The sequence below is a fragment of the Halomonas sp. 707B3 genome (assembly GCF_024158645.1).
GTDB lineage: Bacteria > Pseudomonadota > Gammaproteobacteria > Pseudomonadales > Halomonadaceae > Vreelandella > Vreelandella lionensis.
The window spans coordinates 1-14,294 of the sequence record NZ_JAMZBE010000010.1 but is presented as its reverse complement, the minus strand read 5'-3'; the positions used below and the strand labels follow the sequence as shown (position 1 = coordinate 14,294).

The 14,294-nt window shown below is 61.5% G+C and carries 14 protein-coding genes; 13 read left to right on the top strand and 1 reads right to left on the bottom strand.

The features are described from left to right. Positions 1–61: 61 nt before the first annotated feature. The 7 genes from fmt to BIS10_RS02630 all read left to right on the top strand — a co-directional run bounded on the left by fmt (position 62) and on the right by BIS10_RS02630 (position 7,791). Positions 62–1,042: a methionyl-tRNA formyltransferase gene (fmt, locus tag BIS10_RS02660; RefSeq protein ID WP_253502152.1), complete on the top strand. Its 981-nt coding sequence runs from the start codon at positions 62–64 to the stop codon at positions 1,040–1,042. Beyond that, entirely contained in the window at positions 1,039–2,373 is a 1,335-nt protein-coding gene (gene rsmB / locus BIS10_RS02655; protein WP_253502150.1) for a 16S rRNA (cytosine(967)-C(5))-methyltransferase RsmB, read from the top strand. Before fmt ends, rsmB begins: the two co-directional genes overlap by 4 nt. Before the next feature lie 49 nt (positions 2,374–2,422). Continuing rightward, positions 2,423–2,629 carry a dodecin gene (locus BIS10_RS02650; RefSeq protein ID WP_054641697.1) on the top strand — a complete coding sequence of 69 codons (207 nt, stop codon included), beginning with the start codon at positions 2,423–2,425 and terminating at the stop codon, positions 2,627–2,629. A gap of 112 nt (positions 2,630–2,741) precedes the next feature. Then, positions 2,742–4,115, top strand: coding sequence for a Trk system potassium transporter TrkA (trkA, locus tag BIS10_RS02645; protein ID WP_253502145.1), 1,374 nt, complete (start codon positions 2,742–2,744; stop codon positions 4,113–4,115). 32 nt (positions 4,116–4,147) lie between these two features. Beyond that, positions 4,148–5,596 (top strand): TrkH family potassium uptake protein, encoded by a 1,449-nt coding sequence (locus BIS10_RS02640; RefSeq protein ID WP_253502142.1) that lies wholly within the window; start codon positions 4,148–4,150, stop codon positions 5,594–5,596. Between the two features lie 39 nt (positions 5,597–5,635). Further along, positions 5,636–6,889, top strand: a complete 1,254-nt coding sequence (locus BIS10_RS02635) for a TraB/GumN family protein (protein WP_253502139.1) — start codon at positions 5,636–5,638, stop codon at positions 6,887–6,889. Continuing rightward, complete coding sequence (locus BIS10_RS02630) at positions 6,886–7,791, top strand: DMT family transporter (RefSeq protein WP_253502136.1); 906 nt, start codon at positions 6,886–6,888, stop codon at positions 7,789–7,791. The genes BIS10_RS02635 and BIS10_RS02630 overlap by 4 nt, the downstream gene beginning before the upstream one ends. A gap of 5 nt (positions 7,792–7,796) precedes the next feature. On the opposite strand, the gene BIS10_RS02625 is transcribed toward BIS10_RS02630, so the two are convergent. After that, on the bottom strand, positions 7,797–8,558 hold the full coding sequence (locus tag BIS10_RS02625; RefSeq protein WP_253502133.1) for a tRNA-uridine aminocarboxypropyltransferase: 762 nt from the start codon (positions 8,556–8,558) through the stop codon (positions 7,797–7,799). A 171-nt stretch (positions 8,559–8,729) separates the two neighbouring features. Here BIS10_RS02625 and bioB point away from each other — a divergent pair, with 171 nt between their 5' ends. The 6 genes from bioB to bioA form a co-directional block, all read left to right on the top strand. After that, entirely contained in the window at positions 8,730–9,818 is a 1,089-nt protein-coding gene (gene bioB / locus BIS10_RS02620) for a biotin synthase BioB (RefSeq protein WP_253502130.1), read from the top strand. Continuing rightward, a complete protein-coding gene (gene bioF, locus BIS10_RS02615; RefSeq protein WP_083025215.1) occupies positions 9,805–10,950 on the top strand; it encodes an 8-amino-7-oxononanoate synthase in 1,146 nt (381 codons plus the stop codon). Before bioB ends, bioF begins: the two co-directional genes overlap by 14 nt. Continuing rightward, positions 10,947–11,666, top strand: a complete 720-nt coding sequence (locus tag BIS10_RS02610; protein ID WP_253502127.1) for an alpha/beta fold hydrolase — start codon at positions 10,947–10,949, stop codon at positions 11,664–11,666. Before bioF ends, BIS10_RS02610 begins: the two co-directional genes overlap by 4 nt. Next, positions 11,663–12,448: a methyltransferase domain-containing protein gene (locus tag BIS10_RS02605; RefSeq protein ID WP_253502122.1), complete on the top strand. Its 786-nt coding sequence runs from the start codon at positions 11,663–11,665 to the stop codon at positions 12,446–12,448. Before BIS10_RS02610 ends, BIS10_RS02605 begins: the two co-directional genes overlap by 4 nt. After that, complete coding sequence (gene bioD, locus BIS10_RS02600; protein WP_253502119.1) at positions 12,445–13,167, top strand: dethiobiotin synthase; 723 nt, start codon at positions 12,445–12,447, stop codon at positions 13,165–13,167. The genes BIS10_RS02605 and bioD overlap by 4 nt, the downstream gene beginning before the upstream one ends. Continuing rightward, a partial coding sequence (gene bioA, locus BIS10_RS02595) for an adenosylmethionine--8-amino-7-oxononanoate transaminase (RefSeq protein WP_253502116.1) occupies positions 13,164–14,294 on the top strand: 1,131 nt, incomplete at its 3' end. The genes bioD and bioA, both read left to right, overlap by 4 nt.

Genomic DNA, 14,294 nt, shown 5'->3' with positions numbered 1-14,294 from the left:
ATGCGTTTCATACACGGCATCTTTCTCTCGTCATCCTCTCGTCACTTAAGGGCACACCACCATGTCACCGTTACGCGTTGTTTTTGCTGGCACGCCAGACTTCGCCGCCTCCAGCCTTGCTGCCGTTCTCGACAGCGAACACGAAGTGGTGGCGGTTTACACCCAGCCCGACCGCCCTGCTGGGCGTGGTCGCAAGCTCACTCCCAGCCCCGTCAAACAGCTGGCTCAAGAGCACGGGCTGCCGGTGTACCAACCAGCCAGTCTCAAAGACGCCGATGCTCAAGCCGAACTGGCGGCATTGAACGCCGATGTGATGGTCGTCGTCGCCTATGGGCTCCTGCTGCCCCAAGCGGTGCTGGACACGCCGCGCCTAGGCTGCATTAACGTGCACGCCTCGCTGCTGCCTCGCTGGCGGGGTGCGGCGCCGATTCAGCGTGCTATCGAAGCGGGCGACAGCGCCTCCGGCGTTACCATCATGCAAATGGATGCGGGGCTGGATACCGGCGCCATGCTGTATGAAGTGCGTACCCCAATTACCTCCCGCACCACCGGTGGCGACCTCCACGACCGGCTGGCCATTCAAGGTGCTAATGCGCTGGTGAACGTGCTGGACCAGCTGGACAGCGACAGCCTAGAGGCAACGCCTCAGCCGGAAGAGGGCGTGACCTACGCCGCCAAGCTCAGCAAAGCCGAGGCCGAGCTAGACTTTACTCAGTCCGCCGAACAGCTGGCGCGCAAAATCCGCGCCTTCAACCCGTGGCCGGTGGCTTGGTGCACGCTAGGTAACGACCGCCTGCGCCTACTCATGGCCAGCGTCGAGCAAGGTGAGCAGCCGCCATCGCCCCCCGGCACGCTGCTGGAACATGGCGATGATCACCTGCGTATTGCCTGCGGAGAGCAAGGGCAAGAAGTGCTGTGTGTCAGCCGTGCCCAGCTACCTGGCGGCAAAGCGATGGCGGTACGCGACTTATTAAACGCCCGCCAAACCTCACTCACCGTCGGCGTTCGCCTTGGGCAAACCCCGCAAGGAGCTAGCCAATGAGCCAGCAACGCCCAGCCAAAGGCGGCAGCGGCCTAGATGTCCGCGCAGCCGCCGCCCGTAGCCTCGTCCCGGTTCTCACTGATAAAGGGTCGCTGGCCAGCTTGGATGAACATAGCGTAGTGGCCCGAGACCGTGGCCTGCTGAAAGAGCTCTGCTACGGCACCTGCCGCCGCCTTCCACGCCTAGAAGCACTGGCTAGCCAACTCCTCAAACAGCCATTTAAAAAGCGCGATGCCGATATCCACGCTCTGCTGCTGGTAGGTATTTATCAGCTGCTTTATATGCGCATTCCTGCCCACGCAGCGGTAGGCGAAACCGCCGGGGCAGCACGCCTGCTTGGCAAAGAGTGGGCCACCCGAGTATTGAACGGCTGCCTGCGACGCCTGCAGCGTGAAGCCGACGCGCTGCAAGAAGTCGTTGATCGTGACGAAAACGTTGCCCTGGAGCATCCGCCCTGGCTGCTGGACGCCCTGCGCCACGCTTGGCCCGAACAGTGGCGTGCCATTGCCCAGGCCAATAACGAGCCAGGACCGATGACCCTACGCGTCAACCAGCACTATAACGACCGTGAAGCGTATCTCCAGCAGCTGACCGAGCAAGGCTTAGACGGGCATCTCTGTTGTCACGCTCCAGACGGCATTACGCTAACAACGCCCTGCGACGTTGCCATACTGCCCGGTTTTGAGCAGGGCCACGTTAGTGTGCAGGACGAAGCAGCACAGCTCTGCGCCGCGCTGCTTGGCCCAGCGCTCGCCCCACGCCCCGGTGCCCACGTATTGGATGCCTGCTGTGCCCCTGGCGGCAAAACTGCCCACTTGCTAGAACAGTTCGATATTGCGCTTACCGCGCTGGATAGCGACAACCAACGGCTAGCGAAGGTAGACGACACGCTCAGCCGCTTAGGGCTCAGTGCCGAGCTGAAACATGCCGATGCCACCACCCGCGACTGGTGGAGCGGCACGCCGTTTGACGCCATTTTGCTGGACGCCCCCTGCTCGGGCACGGGCGTGATTCGTCGCCACCCGGATATCAAAGCGCTACGCCGTAAAGAGGATATTCGTCAGCTCGCTAAACTGCAGCGCCAACTGCTGGATAACCTCTGGCCGCTACTGCGTCCTGGCGGCACGCTGCTCTACGCCACTTGCTCAGTGCTGCCCGAAGAGAACGCGGCACAAATCGATGCGTTTCTGGCCCGCACACCGGATGCCAACGCCACCACGCCCCACGATGTGGCCTGGGGAGAGCAGAGCGGTCAGGGACGCCAGCTGTTTCCCGCGCAAAGCAGTCACGATGGCTTTTTTTATGCCAGACTAGAGAAGCGGACGGCCTAGACGATGATATCGCTCTAAGCCATTCTTTAATGACAAGCAAGGAGATAGCATGAGTCATCACACCTATAAGCACATTGAGCTAACCGGTTCATCCGAAAAAGGGATTGAGGAAGCCGTGCAGAACGCCCTGGCGAAAGCCTCCGAAAGCGTTCAAAACATGCGCTGGCTCGAAGTCACCGACACCCGAGGCCATATTGAAGATGGCCGCGTGGCCCACTGGCAAGTGACCGTCAAAGTTGGCTTCACTCTGGAGTAATTCCCTACCTGCTTTTCGACGGCGGCTGGTTTACACTGGCCGCCGTCTTTATTGCAGCGCACACCGCAAGCCGGAAACGCGCTGGCGCTTATAACGGAACCGATGCTCAGCGATGAAAATCATCATTCTTGGCGCCGGCCAGGTCGGCGGCACCCTAGCGGAGCACCTCGCCCGCGAGGAGAACGACATTACCGTCGTCGATACCGACGGCGCAAAACTGCGCGAACTGCACACCAAGCTGGATATCCGCACGGTGACAGGTGCAGGCTCCTACCCCATTGTGCTACGCCAAGCAGGCTGCGAAGACGCCGATATGCTGATCGCGGTGACCAACACCGACGAGATCAATATGATCGCCTGTCAGGTGGCCCATACGCTGTTTCGCACCCCTACCAAAATTGCCCGCGTGCGCTCCACCGCTTACCTCACCCGTAAAGGGCTATTCGCCCATGAAGCGATTCCCATCGACGTGCTGATCAGCCCCGAGCAGGTGGTCACCGATCACGTGCGCCGCTTGATCGAACACCCCGGCGCGCTGCAGGTGCTGGAGTTTGCCGGAGGGTTAGTGCAGTTGGTGGCGGTGAAAGCCTTCTACGGCGGCCCGCTGGTGGGCCAGGATCTGGCCTTTTTGGGCAAGCATATGCCCAACGTGGAGACCCGTGTGGCGGCCATTTATCGCCGCAACCGGCCGATCATTCCCCGGGGCGACACGGTGATTGAAGCTGACGACGAGGTGTTCTTTTTGGCCGCCCGCCGGGATATCCGCGCGGTGATGAGTGAGCTCCGCAAGGTGGAGCGGGACTTCCGTCGGGTAGTGATTGCCGGGGGCGGCAATATCGGCGAACGGCTGGCGGAGCACTTGGAGCACAGCCATCAGGTGAAGATCATCGAGCACAGCCTGGAGCGCTGCACCACGCTCTCCGAGCGGCTGGATCGCACAGTGGTCCTCCACGGCAGCGCCACCAGCAAGCGGCTGCTGGAAGAGGAGAACATCGAAGACTGCGATATCTTCTGCGCACTGACCAACGACGACGAGGTGAACATCATGTCGTCGCTGCTGGCGAAACGGTTGGGGGCGAAGAAGGTGCTTACCCTGATCAACAACGCCGCCTACGTGGATTTGGTGCAAGGCGGCGACATTGATATCGCCATTTCCCCTCAGCAGGCCACCATCGGCAGCCTACTCACCCACGTGCGCCGGGGCGATATCGTCAACGTGCACTCGCTGCGCCGGGGCGCGGCGGAGGCCATCGAAGCGATTGCCCATGGCGATAAGCAGTCGTCGAAAGTGGTGGGCCGCACGATTGCCGAGATCGACCTTCCCGAAGGCACCACTATCGGTGCCATCGTACGCGGTAAAGAAGTGCTGATTGCCCATGGTGACGTGCGGGTGGAAAGCGGCGACCATATCATTCTGTTTGTGATCGATAAGCGGCGTATTCGCGACGTTGAGCGCCTGTTCCAGGTCGGATTAACATTTTTCTAAGGAGCCGGCCAGCGTATGAGACAACCACCACTATGAGTTTGCGGGTCATTCTACGTATTTTAGGGCTGCTACTGATGCTCTTCAGCCTCACCATGCTGCCACCTATGCTGATGTCACTTTGGTTTCGCGACGGCGTTTGGCACGCCTTTATGAGCGGTATTGCGATTACCGTCATCACCGGGCTCTTGCTCTACTTACCCAATCGCCGTGCCCATAAAGAGCTGCGTATCCGTGACGGCTTTATTATCGCCGCGATGTTCTGGACGGTACTGGCCCTATTTGGTTCGCTGCCGCTCATGCTGTTTGGCGAAGGCTCACTGAGCATTACCGATGCGGTCTTTGAGTCGTTTTCCGGCCTGACCACCACCGGTGCCACAGTGATTACCGGCATCGATTTTTTACCGGAATCGGTACTCTACTATCGCCAGCAGCTGCAGTGGCTAGGCGGTATGGGGATCGTGGTACTGGCCGTGGCCATTTTGCCCACCCTGGGCGTCGGGGGGATGGCCCTTTACCGCACCGAAATTCCAGGGCCATTGAAAGACTCCAAGCTAACCCCACGAATTACCGAAACCGCTAAAGCGCTCTGGTATATCTACGCAACGCTCACGTTTGCCTGCATGGTCGCCTATATGCTGGCGGGGATGAGTTGGTTTGATGCGCTAGGGCACAGCTTCTCCACCGTCGCCATCGGCGGCTTTTCAACCCACGATGCCAGTATTGGCTACTTTAATAGCGCCGCCATCGAACTTATTTGCATTAGCTTTATGCTGATCTCGGCCTTCAGCTTTAGCCTGCACTTTATTGCCTGGCGAGAAAAGCGCTTACTGCACTACTTCCAAGACCCGGAAGCGCGCTTTCTTATGCTGTTTTTAGCCGGACTCACCACGATTACCGTGATTACCCTGTGGCTCACCGACACCTACGATGACATCGTTGGGCTGCGCCATGCGCTGTTTGAAGTCGTCTCAGTGGCCACCACCGCAGGCTTCGCCGTGGCGGACTTTTCCGGGTGGCCGGGCGCACTACCGTTTCTGCTGTTTGTGGCCGCTTTTGTCGGCGGATGCTCCGGCTCTACCGCCGGGGGGATGAAGGTCATCCGTATTATCCTGATCTTGAAACAGGGCATGCGCGAAGTCATGCGGCTCATTCACCCCAATGCCGTGATTGCCGTTAAAGTCGGCAAAGTGAGCGTTCCCGATAGCATCGCCCAGGCCGTGTGGGGATTTTTCTCTGCCTATGTGATGCTGTTCTTTTTGATGCTGGTGGGCGTGATGGCGACGGGAGTCGATCAGGTAACGGCGTGGTCCTCCGTAGGCTCGGCGCTGAACAATCTTGGCCCCGCCTTAGGAGAAGCCAGCAGCCACTATGGCGATCTGCCCAGCCTCGCCAAATGGATTTTAGTGCTTGCCATGCTGCTGGGCCGCTTGGAAATTTTTACGGTACTGGTGCTGTTTACCCCGGCTTTTTGGCGCCGTTAAACGCGCATCACTCGTTACTTTTTTTGTTGAGACTTTTTAATGAATCAAGATGATGCAACACCGCTGGCCCAGGAAAGCAGTTCCCTCCCAGCTACCAGCGGCCCGCTGAAAACCATTCAGGTGGGCGGCACGTACTACACCCTGCTAGGCACCGCCCACGTCTCTGCCGAGAGCGCCAACGACGTTCGCCAACTGATCGACAGCGGTCACTTCGATGCCGTCGCCATTGAGCTGTGTGACGCCCGTCACCACAGCATGGACAACCCAGACGCCATGGGCGAGCAGGACTTGTTTCAGGTGTTCAAGCAAGGCAAAGCGGGCATGGTGGCGGCGAGCCTGGCGCTCGGTGCCTTTCAGCAACGGATCGCCGAGCAGTCCGGTATTCAGCCGGGGGCTGAGATGCGTGCAGCCGTTGAAGAGTGCCGTACGCGCAACCTGCCGCTACTGCTGGTAGACCGAGATGTCGGCATCACTTTGAAACGCATTTATCGCAACGTGCCTTGGTGGCAGCGCTTCTCGCTCTTCTCAGGGCTGATTGGCAGCGTGCTTTCTCGCCAGGATGTCTCCAAAGAGGACATCGAAAAGCTCAAAGAGGGCGACATGTTGGAGGCCACCTTCAGCGAGTTTGCCGCTGAATCGGAAGCGCTCTATACGCCCTTAATTCGTGAGCGTGACCGCTACATGGCGCTACGCTTGGCGGAAGAAGCGCCGCCAGGGCGCTACCAAAATGTACTGTTGGTATTGGGTGCCGGGCACTTGAAAGGCACCAGTGAGCACTTAGAAGCGCCGCTGCCGGAAAACCCCAAAGTCGAGCGCGAATCGCTTGAAGCCTCGCCGCCGCCCTCCAAACTGTGGAAAGCCGCCCCTTGGCTGATTACCGCCCTGGTCATTACCGGATTTGTGGTGGGCTTTTCACGCAATACCGACCTTGGCTGGCAGTTGGTCATCGAGTGGTTTTTGATCAACGGCATCCTGTCTGGCGGTGCGACGATTGCAGCGCTTGCTCACCCGGTCACGGTGATTGCCACCTTCTTCGCTGCACCGCTTACATCACTTAACCCCACCATTGGAGCAGGCTTTGTAGCGGCGGGGGTCGAGCTGTATATGCGCAAGCCCAAGGTGCGCGACTTCTCCACCCTGCGCCATGATGTGACGCAGCTGAAGGGCTGGTGGAAAAACCGCGTCTCTCGCACCCTGCTGGTATTTATTCTCGCCACGCTGGGTTCGGCGGTGGGCACCTGGGTAGCTGGTTTTAGAATTGCCGGCGCTCTGTTTGGTGGCAATGCGGTATGAACACGATTAGACAGGCACCCTGGCAAGCCGATGCGCTGCTCCTGCTAGTCACTGTATTAGCCGCAGGCGGTTGGATCTTTTCCAAAGAAGCACTAGCAGGCATGCCGCCTTTGCTGTTTATCGGCACGCGCTTCTTACTCGCCGGGCTGATATTGCTGGGATTCTCTTGGCCTGCTCTGCGACGTATGCCGATACGCCGAATACGCCGCGGCCTGCTGATCGGCGTTTTGTTCAGCGCCGCCATCGCGTTTTGGGTGCTCGGGCTGCACTACTCCGACCACCTGGGGGAAAGCGCCTTCATCAATAGCTTGGGCATTCTGCTGGTGCCCGTGGTGGCCCGGCTACTGTTTGGCGACCGCCCACCGCGCAGCACCTGGATCGCGCTGCCCATCGCATTGCTCGGCTTTGCCCTGCTCTCGCTCAATGCGGGGTTTCGAGTGGAAGCCAGCCAGCTACTCATGGTGTGCGCCGCGATCTGTTTTGCACTGCTGATCAACGTCAATACCCGGGTGGTGCGTAACGTTCCCGCACTACCTCTCACCACGCTACAACTCATCTCAGTGGGCGTGGTGCTGACCAGCCTATCACTGGTAGTGGAACACCAGCCGCTGGCACTGAGTTCGTCGATTCTCGGCTGGTTTATGGCCAGCGTCCTGCTGGCGAGTTCACTGCGCTTCTTCTTGCAGATTAAAGCTCAGAGCATGACCACGCCAAGCCATGCAGCGGTCATTTTGATGTTAGAAGCAGTATGGACTGCGCTGCTGGCAGCGTGGTGGTTTAGCGAAACCATGACTCTACTTCAGTTGCTGGGCTGCAGCCTGATTTTCGCCGCGCTGCTGATTAACCGCTGGTACTGGGTGCGCAAAGTCCTGTTACGCTGGCTGCCAGGCCAAACCCCTTAATGCTCCTACTGTTGCCTGTCTAACAGCCGCTGCATAGCAGGGGTGGGCTCGGCAATCTTGCGATAGTAGCGACTTTCCGCATAGCTATCGTTGAACACGTCAAAGTAGTCATCCAGCACGCTTGCCGCTGTTTCATCACCGCTCTGGCGCAGCAGCTCAATGGCCACCTCGGCGGTGCACAGATGCGCTTTCGAGGCGGGCTTGCGCAGCCGGTAGCGGGTCTCCCGCTCGGTGCGCAGCGGCAGTACCGGCAGTACATCCAGGTAAGGGCTTTTGCGGAACATGCGCCGCGCCTGACGCCACGTGCCATCCAAAATGATGAATACCGGTATGCGCGCCTGCTGCTTGGCGGCATGCACCGCGTCAATATCCACCACGCGGTCGGCGTAATCCGGCTGATCGTCCGGGAAAATCACGAACGGCGCGTAGCGCGGGTCTTCCAGCAGCGCCGCCAGCGTGTCGTCCGGCGCGGTGCGATACCAGGTAAACACGCGGGTATTGGTGAGCACGTCGCCAATCAAACGCCCGGTGTTGGTCGGTTTGTAGTGCTCGATGGAGTGGGTCAACAGCCATACCTGAGTGTCGCTCTCCGCCTTGACCTGATACGGGCAGAGGCAGTTCAGCTCGGGCAAGTTGCAGCCTTCGCAGCGTTTGACGAAGCTGCCCCGCGCTTTGAATTCACGCCGAGGCGGGCGCGGATGCCCGGTGGCCGGGTCGCGGTCGGTCAATGCATCGTGCTCGGGGGGCAGCGAGGTCGCGTCAGGCATCTGCGCTCCAGTGGGTCGTCAAAGGGCGCAGAGTATAAAGCAGGCCATACATCCTGACGAATACTCCCTACAGTCAAGCACCATGGTAAACCAACATTCTTCAAAAAGTTGACATCCTCAGCACAGCCCCGCTAGAGTCCTGTCAACTTTCAAAATAATATAGGTTTACCCGTGACCGCTACCTCGACTGCTTCTCACGCGGCGGATGCCGCGCCGCGCCACGACTGGACGCTTGACGAGATCAACGCGCTGTTTGCGCTGCCCTTTAACGACCTGCTGTTTCAAGCCCAGCAGGTGCACCGGGCACATTTCGATGCCAACGCGGTGCAGGTGTCTACTCTACTGTCGATTAAAACCGGGGCCTGCCCGGAAGACTGCAAGTACTGCCCGCAGTCGGGCCACTACAACACCCAGTTGGAAAAAGAGAAGCTGCTAGAAATCGAGAAGGTAGTGGCCCAGGCCCAGGCGGCCAAAGAGGCCGGTGCCAGCCGCTTCTGCATGGGGGCCGCGTGGCGCAGCCCGCGGGATAAAGATTTAGTGGTGGTGGAAGAGATGGTGCGCCAGGTGAAAGCGCTGGGGCTTGAGACCTGCATGACGCTGGGTATGGTCGACGGCGAGCAGGCCACCCGGCTGGCCGCTGCCGGGCTGGACTACTACAACCACAACCTCGACACCTCCCCCGATTACTACGGCGAAATCATCACCACCCGCACCTACAGCGACCGCTTAGAGACCCTAGCCACCGTGCGCGACGCCGGTATGAAAGTGTGCTCTGGCGGTATTTTGGGCATGGGCGAAGGCGCGCAGGATCGCAGCGCGCTGCTGCAGCAGCTGGCTAAGCTCTCTCCGCACCCCGAATCCGTGCCTATCAACATGCTGGTCAAAGTGCCAGGAACGCCACTGGAGAACGTGGAGGATTTAGACCCGCTGGAATTCATCCGCGCCATTGCCGTGGCGCGCATCATGATGCCCCAAAGCCATGTGCGCCTCTCGGCGGGCCGCGAGCAGATGAGCGAATCCACCCAAGCGCTCGCCTTCTTGGCCGGTGCCAACTCCATTTTCTACGGCGACAAGCTGCTGACCACCAGTAACCCCCAGGCAGAGCGCGACCGTGCGCTGTTTGCCAAGCTGGGCCTGCATCCCGAGCGCCGCGATACCTGCGAAGACGATACACAGCGCGCCGAGCGGCTGGCCCAACAGGCGCAGCGTAACGCCCAGGCAGAGCGCGCTGCGGCGCTGGCGGTGGATGCCAGTGTCTGAGGTGTGGCACCAGCGCTTAGCGGTAGCCCGCGATGAGCGCGAGCGCCAGCAGCGCTGGCGCAACCGCCGCGTCTCTGCCCATGGGGCACTCGACTTTGCAGGCAACGACTATCTGGGCCTTGCCCAAGACCCACGGGTTCAGGCGGCCCAGGCCGAAGGCGCGAAACGCTTTGGCGCAGGGGCAGGGGCGTCTCACTTAGTCAGCGGGCACCTGGGCATTCACGATGCCTTGGAAGAAGCGCTGGCGGAGTGGACCGGACGCGAAAGAGCGCTACTGTTCTCCACGGGCTATATGGCAAACCTGGGCGTACTGCAGGCGCTAGCGGATTCGAACACCGCGATATTTCAGGACCGATTTAACCATGCCTCGCTGCTTGATGGTGGCGCGCTGAGCGGCGCCCGCTCCCGGCGCTACCACCACCGGGATGTCCACGACTTACAGCGTTTGCTTGCGCGCAGCACGACCACCCATAAGCTGGTGGTGAGCGACGGCGTGTTTAGTATGGATGGCGATATCGCTGACGTCGGCGAACTTGCCAACATCAGCCAGCAGCACGGCGCCTGGCTGATGATCGACGATGCCCACGGGCTCGGCGTGCTCGGGGAGAGCGGCGCAGGCTGCGTGGAGGGATTTGATAGCCAGGACGTGCCGATCTTGGTCGGCACCTTGGGCAAAGCGCTGGGCACCGCCGGGGCGTTTGTGGCGGGGGACGCCGCGCTGATTGAGCACCTGATTCAGTTTTCCCGCAGCTATGTGTACACCACCGCCCAACCGCCCAGTATTGCCGCCGCCACGCTAGAAGCGCTCACCATTGTCCAGCGGGAGCCGGAACACCGCCAGCGGCTCGCTCGCCATATTGACTACTTCCGCCAGCAAGCCAACGCCTTGGGGCTGCCGATCGGCCACTCACACACGCCGATTCAACCGCTGCTGCTGGGCAGCGAGCAGCGCACCCTGGCCTGGGCGGCCACATTCGATGAGCACGATCTCCAGGTAGGGGCGATTCGACCACCCACGGTGCCCAACGGCGAGTCGCGGCTGCGCATCACGTTAAGCGCCCGCCATACTCAACGGGATATTGATCGGCTACTGGAGGTCGCCGCCGCCTGCCTGAACGAGGAGCAGCGATGAAGCTCATCCTACTCTCGGGCTGGGGCGTCGACCGCCGTATATGGCAGACGCTGACGGAGCATTGGCCCAATACGGTCGTCCCCAGCGCAGTGGAGTGGCCCGGCTACGGCGAATCTCCTGCGCTACCTTCTCCCACGAGCATTGCAGCGCTCGCCGAGCGTATGGCACCCAAGCTGCCCAGCGATGCCGTCTGGGTGGGCTGGTCGCTAGGCGGGCTGCTGGCCACAGCGCTGCTCGATCACTTGCCGCCGCCCAAGGCCCTGCTGCTGCTGGGCGCAGGCAGCCGTTTTTGCAGTGACAAGGAAGATGGCGGTGTGACGAGCCAGGAGCTTGCCAGCTTTCAGCGCGCTTTCCGCCGCCACCCCGTTGCCACATGGCGGCACTTTCTACGCTGGCAGGCCCAGGGCGAACCCAATGCCCGCGAGGCCCACCGCCAGCTACGAGCACGGTTAGATGAGACACCCCACGCCGATACCGACACGCTCGCGCAAGGGCTCATGTGGCTTGAAACGCTGGATAACCGGGCACTGCTTGCCAACCCTCCCTGCCCTATCCGCCTATTAGCAGGCGCCCACGACCCGCTACTATCAAGCAGCACTCGCCAGCAAGCGCTTCGGCTGGAAGCCGCAGGACACTGCCCCATACTCTCCCAGCCCGCCCTACTGGCGACACGGCTGGTCGAGCAGGCCACGCGCGCGCTCCAGGAGTCGCGATGAACACACCGGTCACCTCGCTGCCACTGCCCCGTTGGCAGGAGCGTGTTGCTCGGGCTTTTTCCCGAGCGGCACCACGCTACGATGATCTCGCCAGCGCCCAGCGCGACATTGGCGAAGCGCTCTGGCAAAAGCTGCCGGAGAGCGCCCAGCATGTGCTCGACCTTGGCTGCGGCACCGGCTACTGGACCCAGCGGCTGACGACCCACTACCCAAACGCCACCATCACCGGGCTCGACCTGGCGCCGGGTATGCTCGCCCACGCCCAGGCGCAATATGGCGATGCCATACGCTGGCAACAGGGAGATGCCGCCGCGCTGCCGCTGGACGACGCAAGCGTGGATCTCGTGTTCTCTAACCTGGCGATTCAGTGGTGCCCGGATATCGGCGCGGTGATGCGGGAGTTGGCGCGGGTGCTCGCCCCTGACGGGCAGGCGCGCATCACCACGCTGCTGCCCGGCACGCTGAGCGAAGTCGCCACCGCCTGGCAGCGCCCCGAGGCCCTGTTGCAAACGCCGGATGCCAGCGCCGTACAGCGGGCGATTCAGCAAAGCGGCCTGATCCTTACCCAGCACGCCTGCGATCAGCGGCGTTTTTTCTACCCCGACCTGAATGCCGTGATGGCCTCCATCAAAGGCGTGGGCGCCCAAGTAGCCAGACCCAACGCTCGGCTGACCCGCCAAGCGCTTGCCACCGCTCAGGCCCGCTATGAATCGCTACGCACGCCGCAGGGGCTGCCGGTGAGCTACCACTGCCTGACGCTACAACTGGAAAGCGCGAGATGAACAACACCTATTTTGTCACCGGTACCGACACCGACGCGGGCAAAACCCTGGCCACCAGCGCGCTGCTGGGCGCCGCCCGCCAGCGCCAGCTCACCACGCTAGGGTTAAAGCCCATCGCCTCTGGCAGCGAGGCAACACCCAGCGGCCTGCGCAACCGCGACGCCCTAGCGCTACAGGCGCAAAGCTTCCCGCCGGTGGATTACCCAACGGTCAATCCGTGGGCCTTTGCTCCCGCCATTGCGCCGCATCTCGCCGCTCTGGAAGCAGGTGCCATGCTTAACGTGGCAAGCGTTACTCAGGCGCTCAGCGACACGTTAACCGGCACGCCACGGGATCTAACGCTAATCGAAGGCGCAGGCGGCTGGCGAGTGCCGCTGAACGAGGCGGAGGACTTTTCCGACCTGCCCCGCGCACTCGGGCTGCCGGTGATTCTGGTGGTTGGGCTGAAACTGGGCTGCCTTAACCATGCCCGGCTCACCGCCGAGGCCATCGCCGCCGATGGCTTAACGCTGGCGGGCTGGGTAGGCAGCGTGGTGGACCCCGCCTTTGCCGACGACAGCCCGCGCTTTGCGGCCAATGTGGCACTGCTAAAACGCGCCCTTCCCGCCCCTTGCTTGGGCATCATTCCTCATTTGGCTACGGCGGATGCGACCACCGCGCAGTGCTACCTCTCCCTTGATGCTCTGCTCCCCCTCGCCACCCAGGAGGCGACGCCATGAACTCCCCCGTTTGGCACCCCTATGCCCATCTCAAAACCCAAACGCCTGCGCCAAAAGTGGTCGGCGGCAGCGGCAGCTACTTTACGCTGGAAAGCGGCGAGCGCCTGCTGGATGCCACCTGCTCTTGGTGGTGCATGATTCACGGCTACGGCCATCCGCGCCTCGTCGCCGCCATCCGCGAGCAGGCTGGGGAGCTTTGCCATGTGATGCTGGGCGGCCTGACCCACGACCCCGCCGACCAGCTGGCAAGGGCGCTGGTACGCATCACCCCGCCGGGGCTGAACCATGTGTTCTTCTCCGATAGCGGCTCGGTGGGTATGGAAGTGGCCATGAAGATGGCGCTGCAGTATCAGGTGCTGAGCGGCCACCCCGGCAAGCGCAAAATGCTCTCGCTCATGAAGGCGTACCACGGCGACACCACCGGCTGCATGGCGGTGTGCGACCCCGAAGAGGGCATGCACAGCCTGTTCGCCAGCCTGCTGCCTCAGCACCACTTTGCCCCGGCCCCCACGGCCCCGTTCGACGCGACGCCGGAGCAGGTTGAGCAGGACCTCGCCGCGCTGCGGGAAGTGCTAGCGCGCCACCACCATGAAATTGCCGCGCTACTGATGGAGCCGCTGCTGCAAGCGGCGGGCGGGCTAAACATGACTTCACCCCACTACCTGCGCGGTGCGCGAGCGCTATGCGATGAGTTTGGCGTGCTGCTGATTTTTGATGAAGTCGCTACCGGCTTTGGCCGCACCGGCAAGCTGTTTGCCGCCGACCACGCGGGCGTCACGCCAGACATCATGGTGCTCTCCAAAGGGCTGACCGGCGGCTACTTGGGCCATGCGGCCACGCTGGCTACCGACCGGGTTCACGGGGCGTTCATTGGCGACAGTGAGCACCACGCTTTCATGCACGGCCCCACCTTTATGGGCAACCCGCTGGCCTGCCGCGTGGCGCTGGAGAGCCTGAAGGTGTTCGAGGAAGAGCACTACCTGGAGAAAATTGCCGCGCTCAGCCAAACGTTACAGCGCGAGCTATTAGAAGACGTAGCGCTGCGCGCACATCCCGCCGTAGCGGACGTGCGCGTATTAGGCGCAACGGCGGTAATCGAAGCCCACAGCAGCGAGGCGCTGAAAGGC

Excerpts from the sequence above, each read along its gene's own strand:
- fmt (WP_253502152.1), top strand. The coding sequence starts at position 62 with ATGTCACCGTTACGCGTTGTTTTTGCTGGCACGCCAGACTTCGCCGCC.
- rsmB (WP_253502150.1), top strand. The coding sequence starts at position 1,039 with ATGAGCCAGCAACGCCCAGCCAAAGGCGGCAGCGGCCTAGATGTCCGC.
- BIS10_RS02650 (WP_054641697.1), top strand. The coding sequence starts at position 2,423 with ATGAGTCATCACACCTATAAGCACATTGAGCTAACCGGTTCATCCGAA.
- trkA (WP_253502145.1), top strand. The coding sequence starts at position 2,742 with ATGAAAATCATCATTCTTGGCGCCGGCCAGGTCGGCGGCACCCTAGCG.
- BIS10_RS02640 (WP_253502142.1), top strand. The coding sequence starts at position 4,148 with ATGAGTTTGCGGGTCATTCTACGTATTTTAGGGCTGCTACTGATGCTC.
- BIS10_RS02635 (WP_253502139.1), top strand. The coding sequence starts at position 5,636 with ATGAATCAAGATGATGCAACACCGCTGGCCCAGGAAAGCAGTTCCCTC.
- BIS10_RS02630 (WP_253502136.1), top strand. The coding sequence starts at position 6,886 with ATGAACACGATTAGACAGGCACCCTGGCAAGCCGATGCGCTGCTCCTG.
- BIS10_RS02625 (WP_253502133.1), bottom strand. The coding sequence starts at position 8,558 with ATGCCTGACGCGACCTCGCTGCCCCCCGAGCACGATGCATTGACCGAC.
- bioF (WP_083025215.1), top strand. The coding sequence starts at position 9,805 with ATGCCAGTGTCTGAGGTGTGGCACCAGCGCTTAGCGGTAGCCCGCGAT.
- BIS10_RS02610 (WP_253502127.1), top strand. The coding sequence starts at position 10,947 with ATGAAGCTCATCCTACTCTCGGGCTGGGGCGTCGACCGCCGTATATGG.
- BIS10_RS02605 (WP_253502122.1), top strand. The coding sequence starts at position 11,663 with ATGAACACACCGGTCACCTCGCTGCCACTGCCCCGTTGGCAGGAGCGT.
- bioD (WP_253502119.1), top strand. The coding sequence starts at position 12,445 with ATGAACAACACCTATTTTGTCACCGGTACCGACACCGACGCGGGCAAA.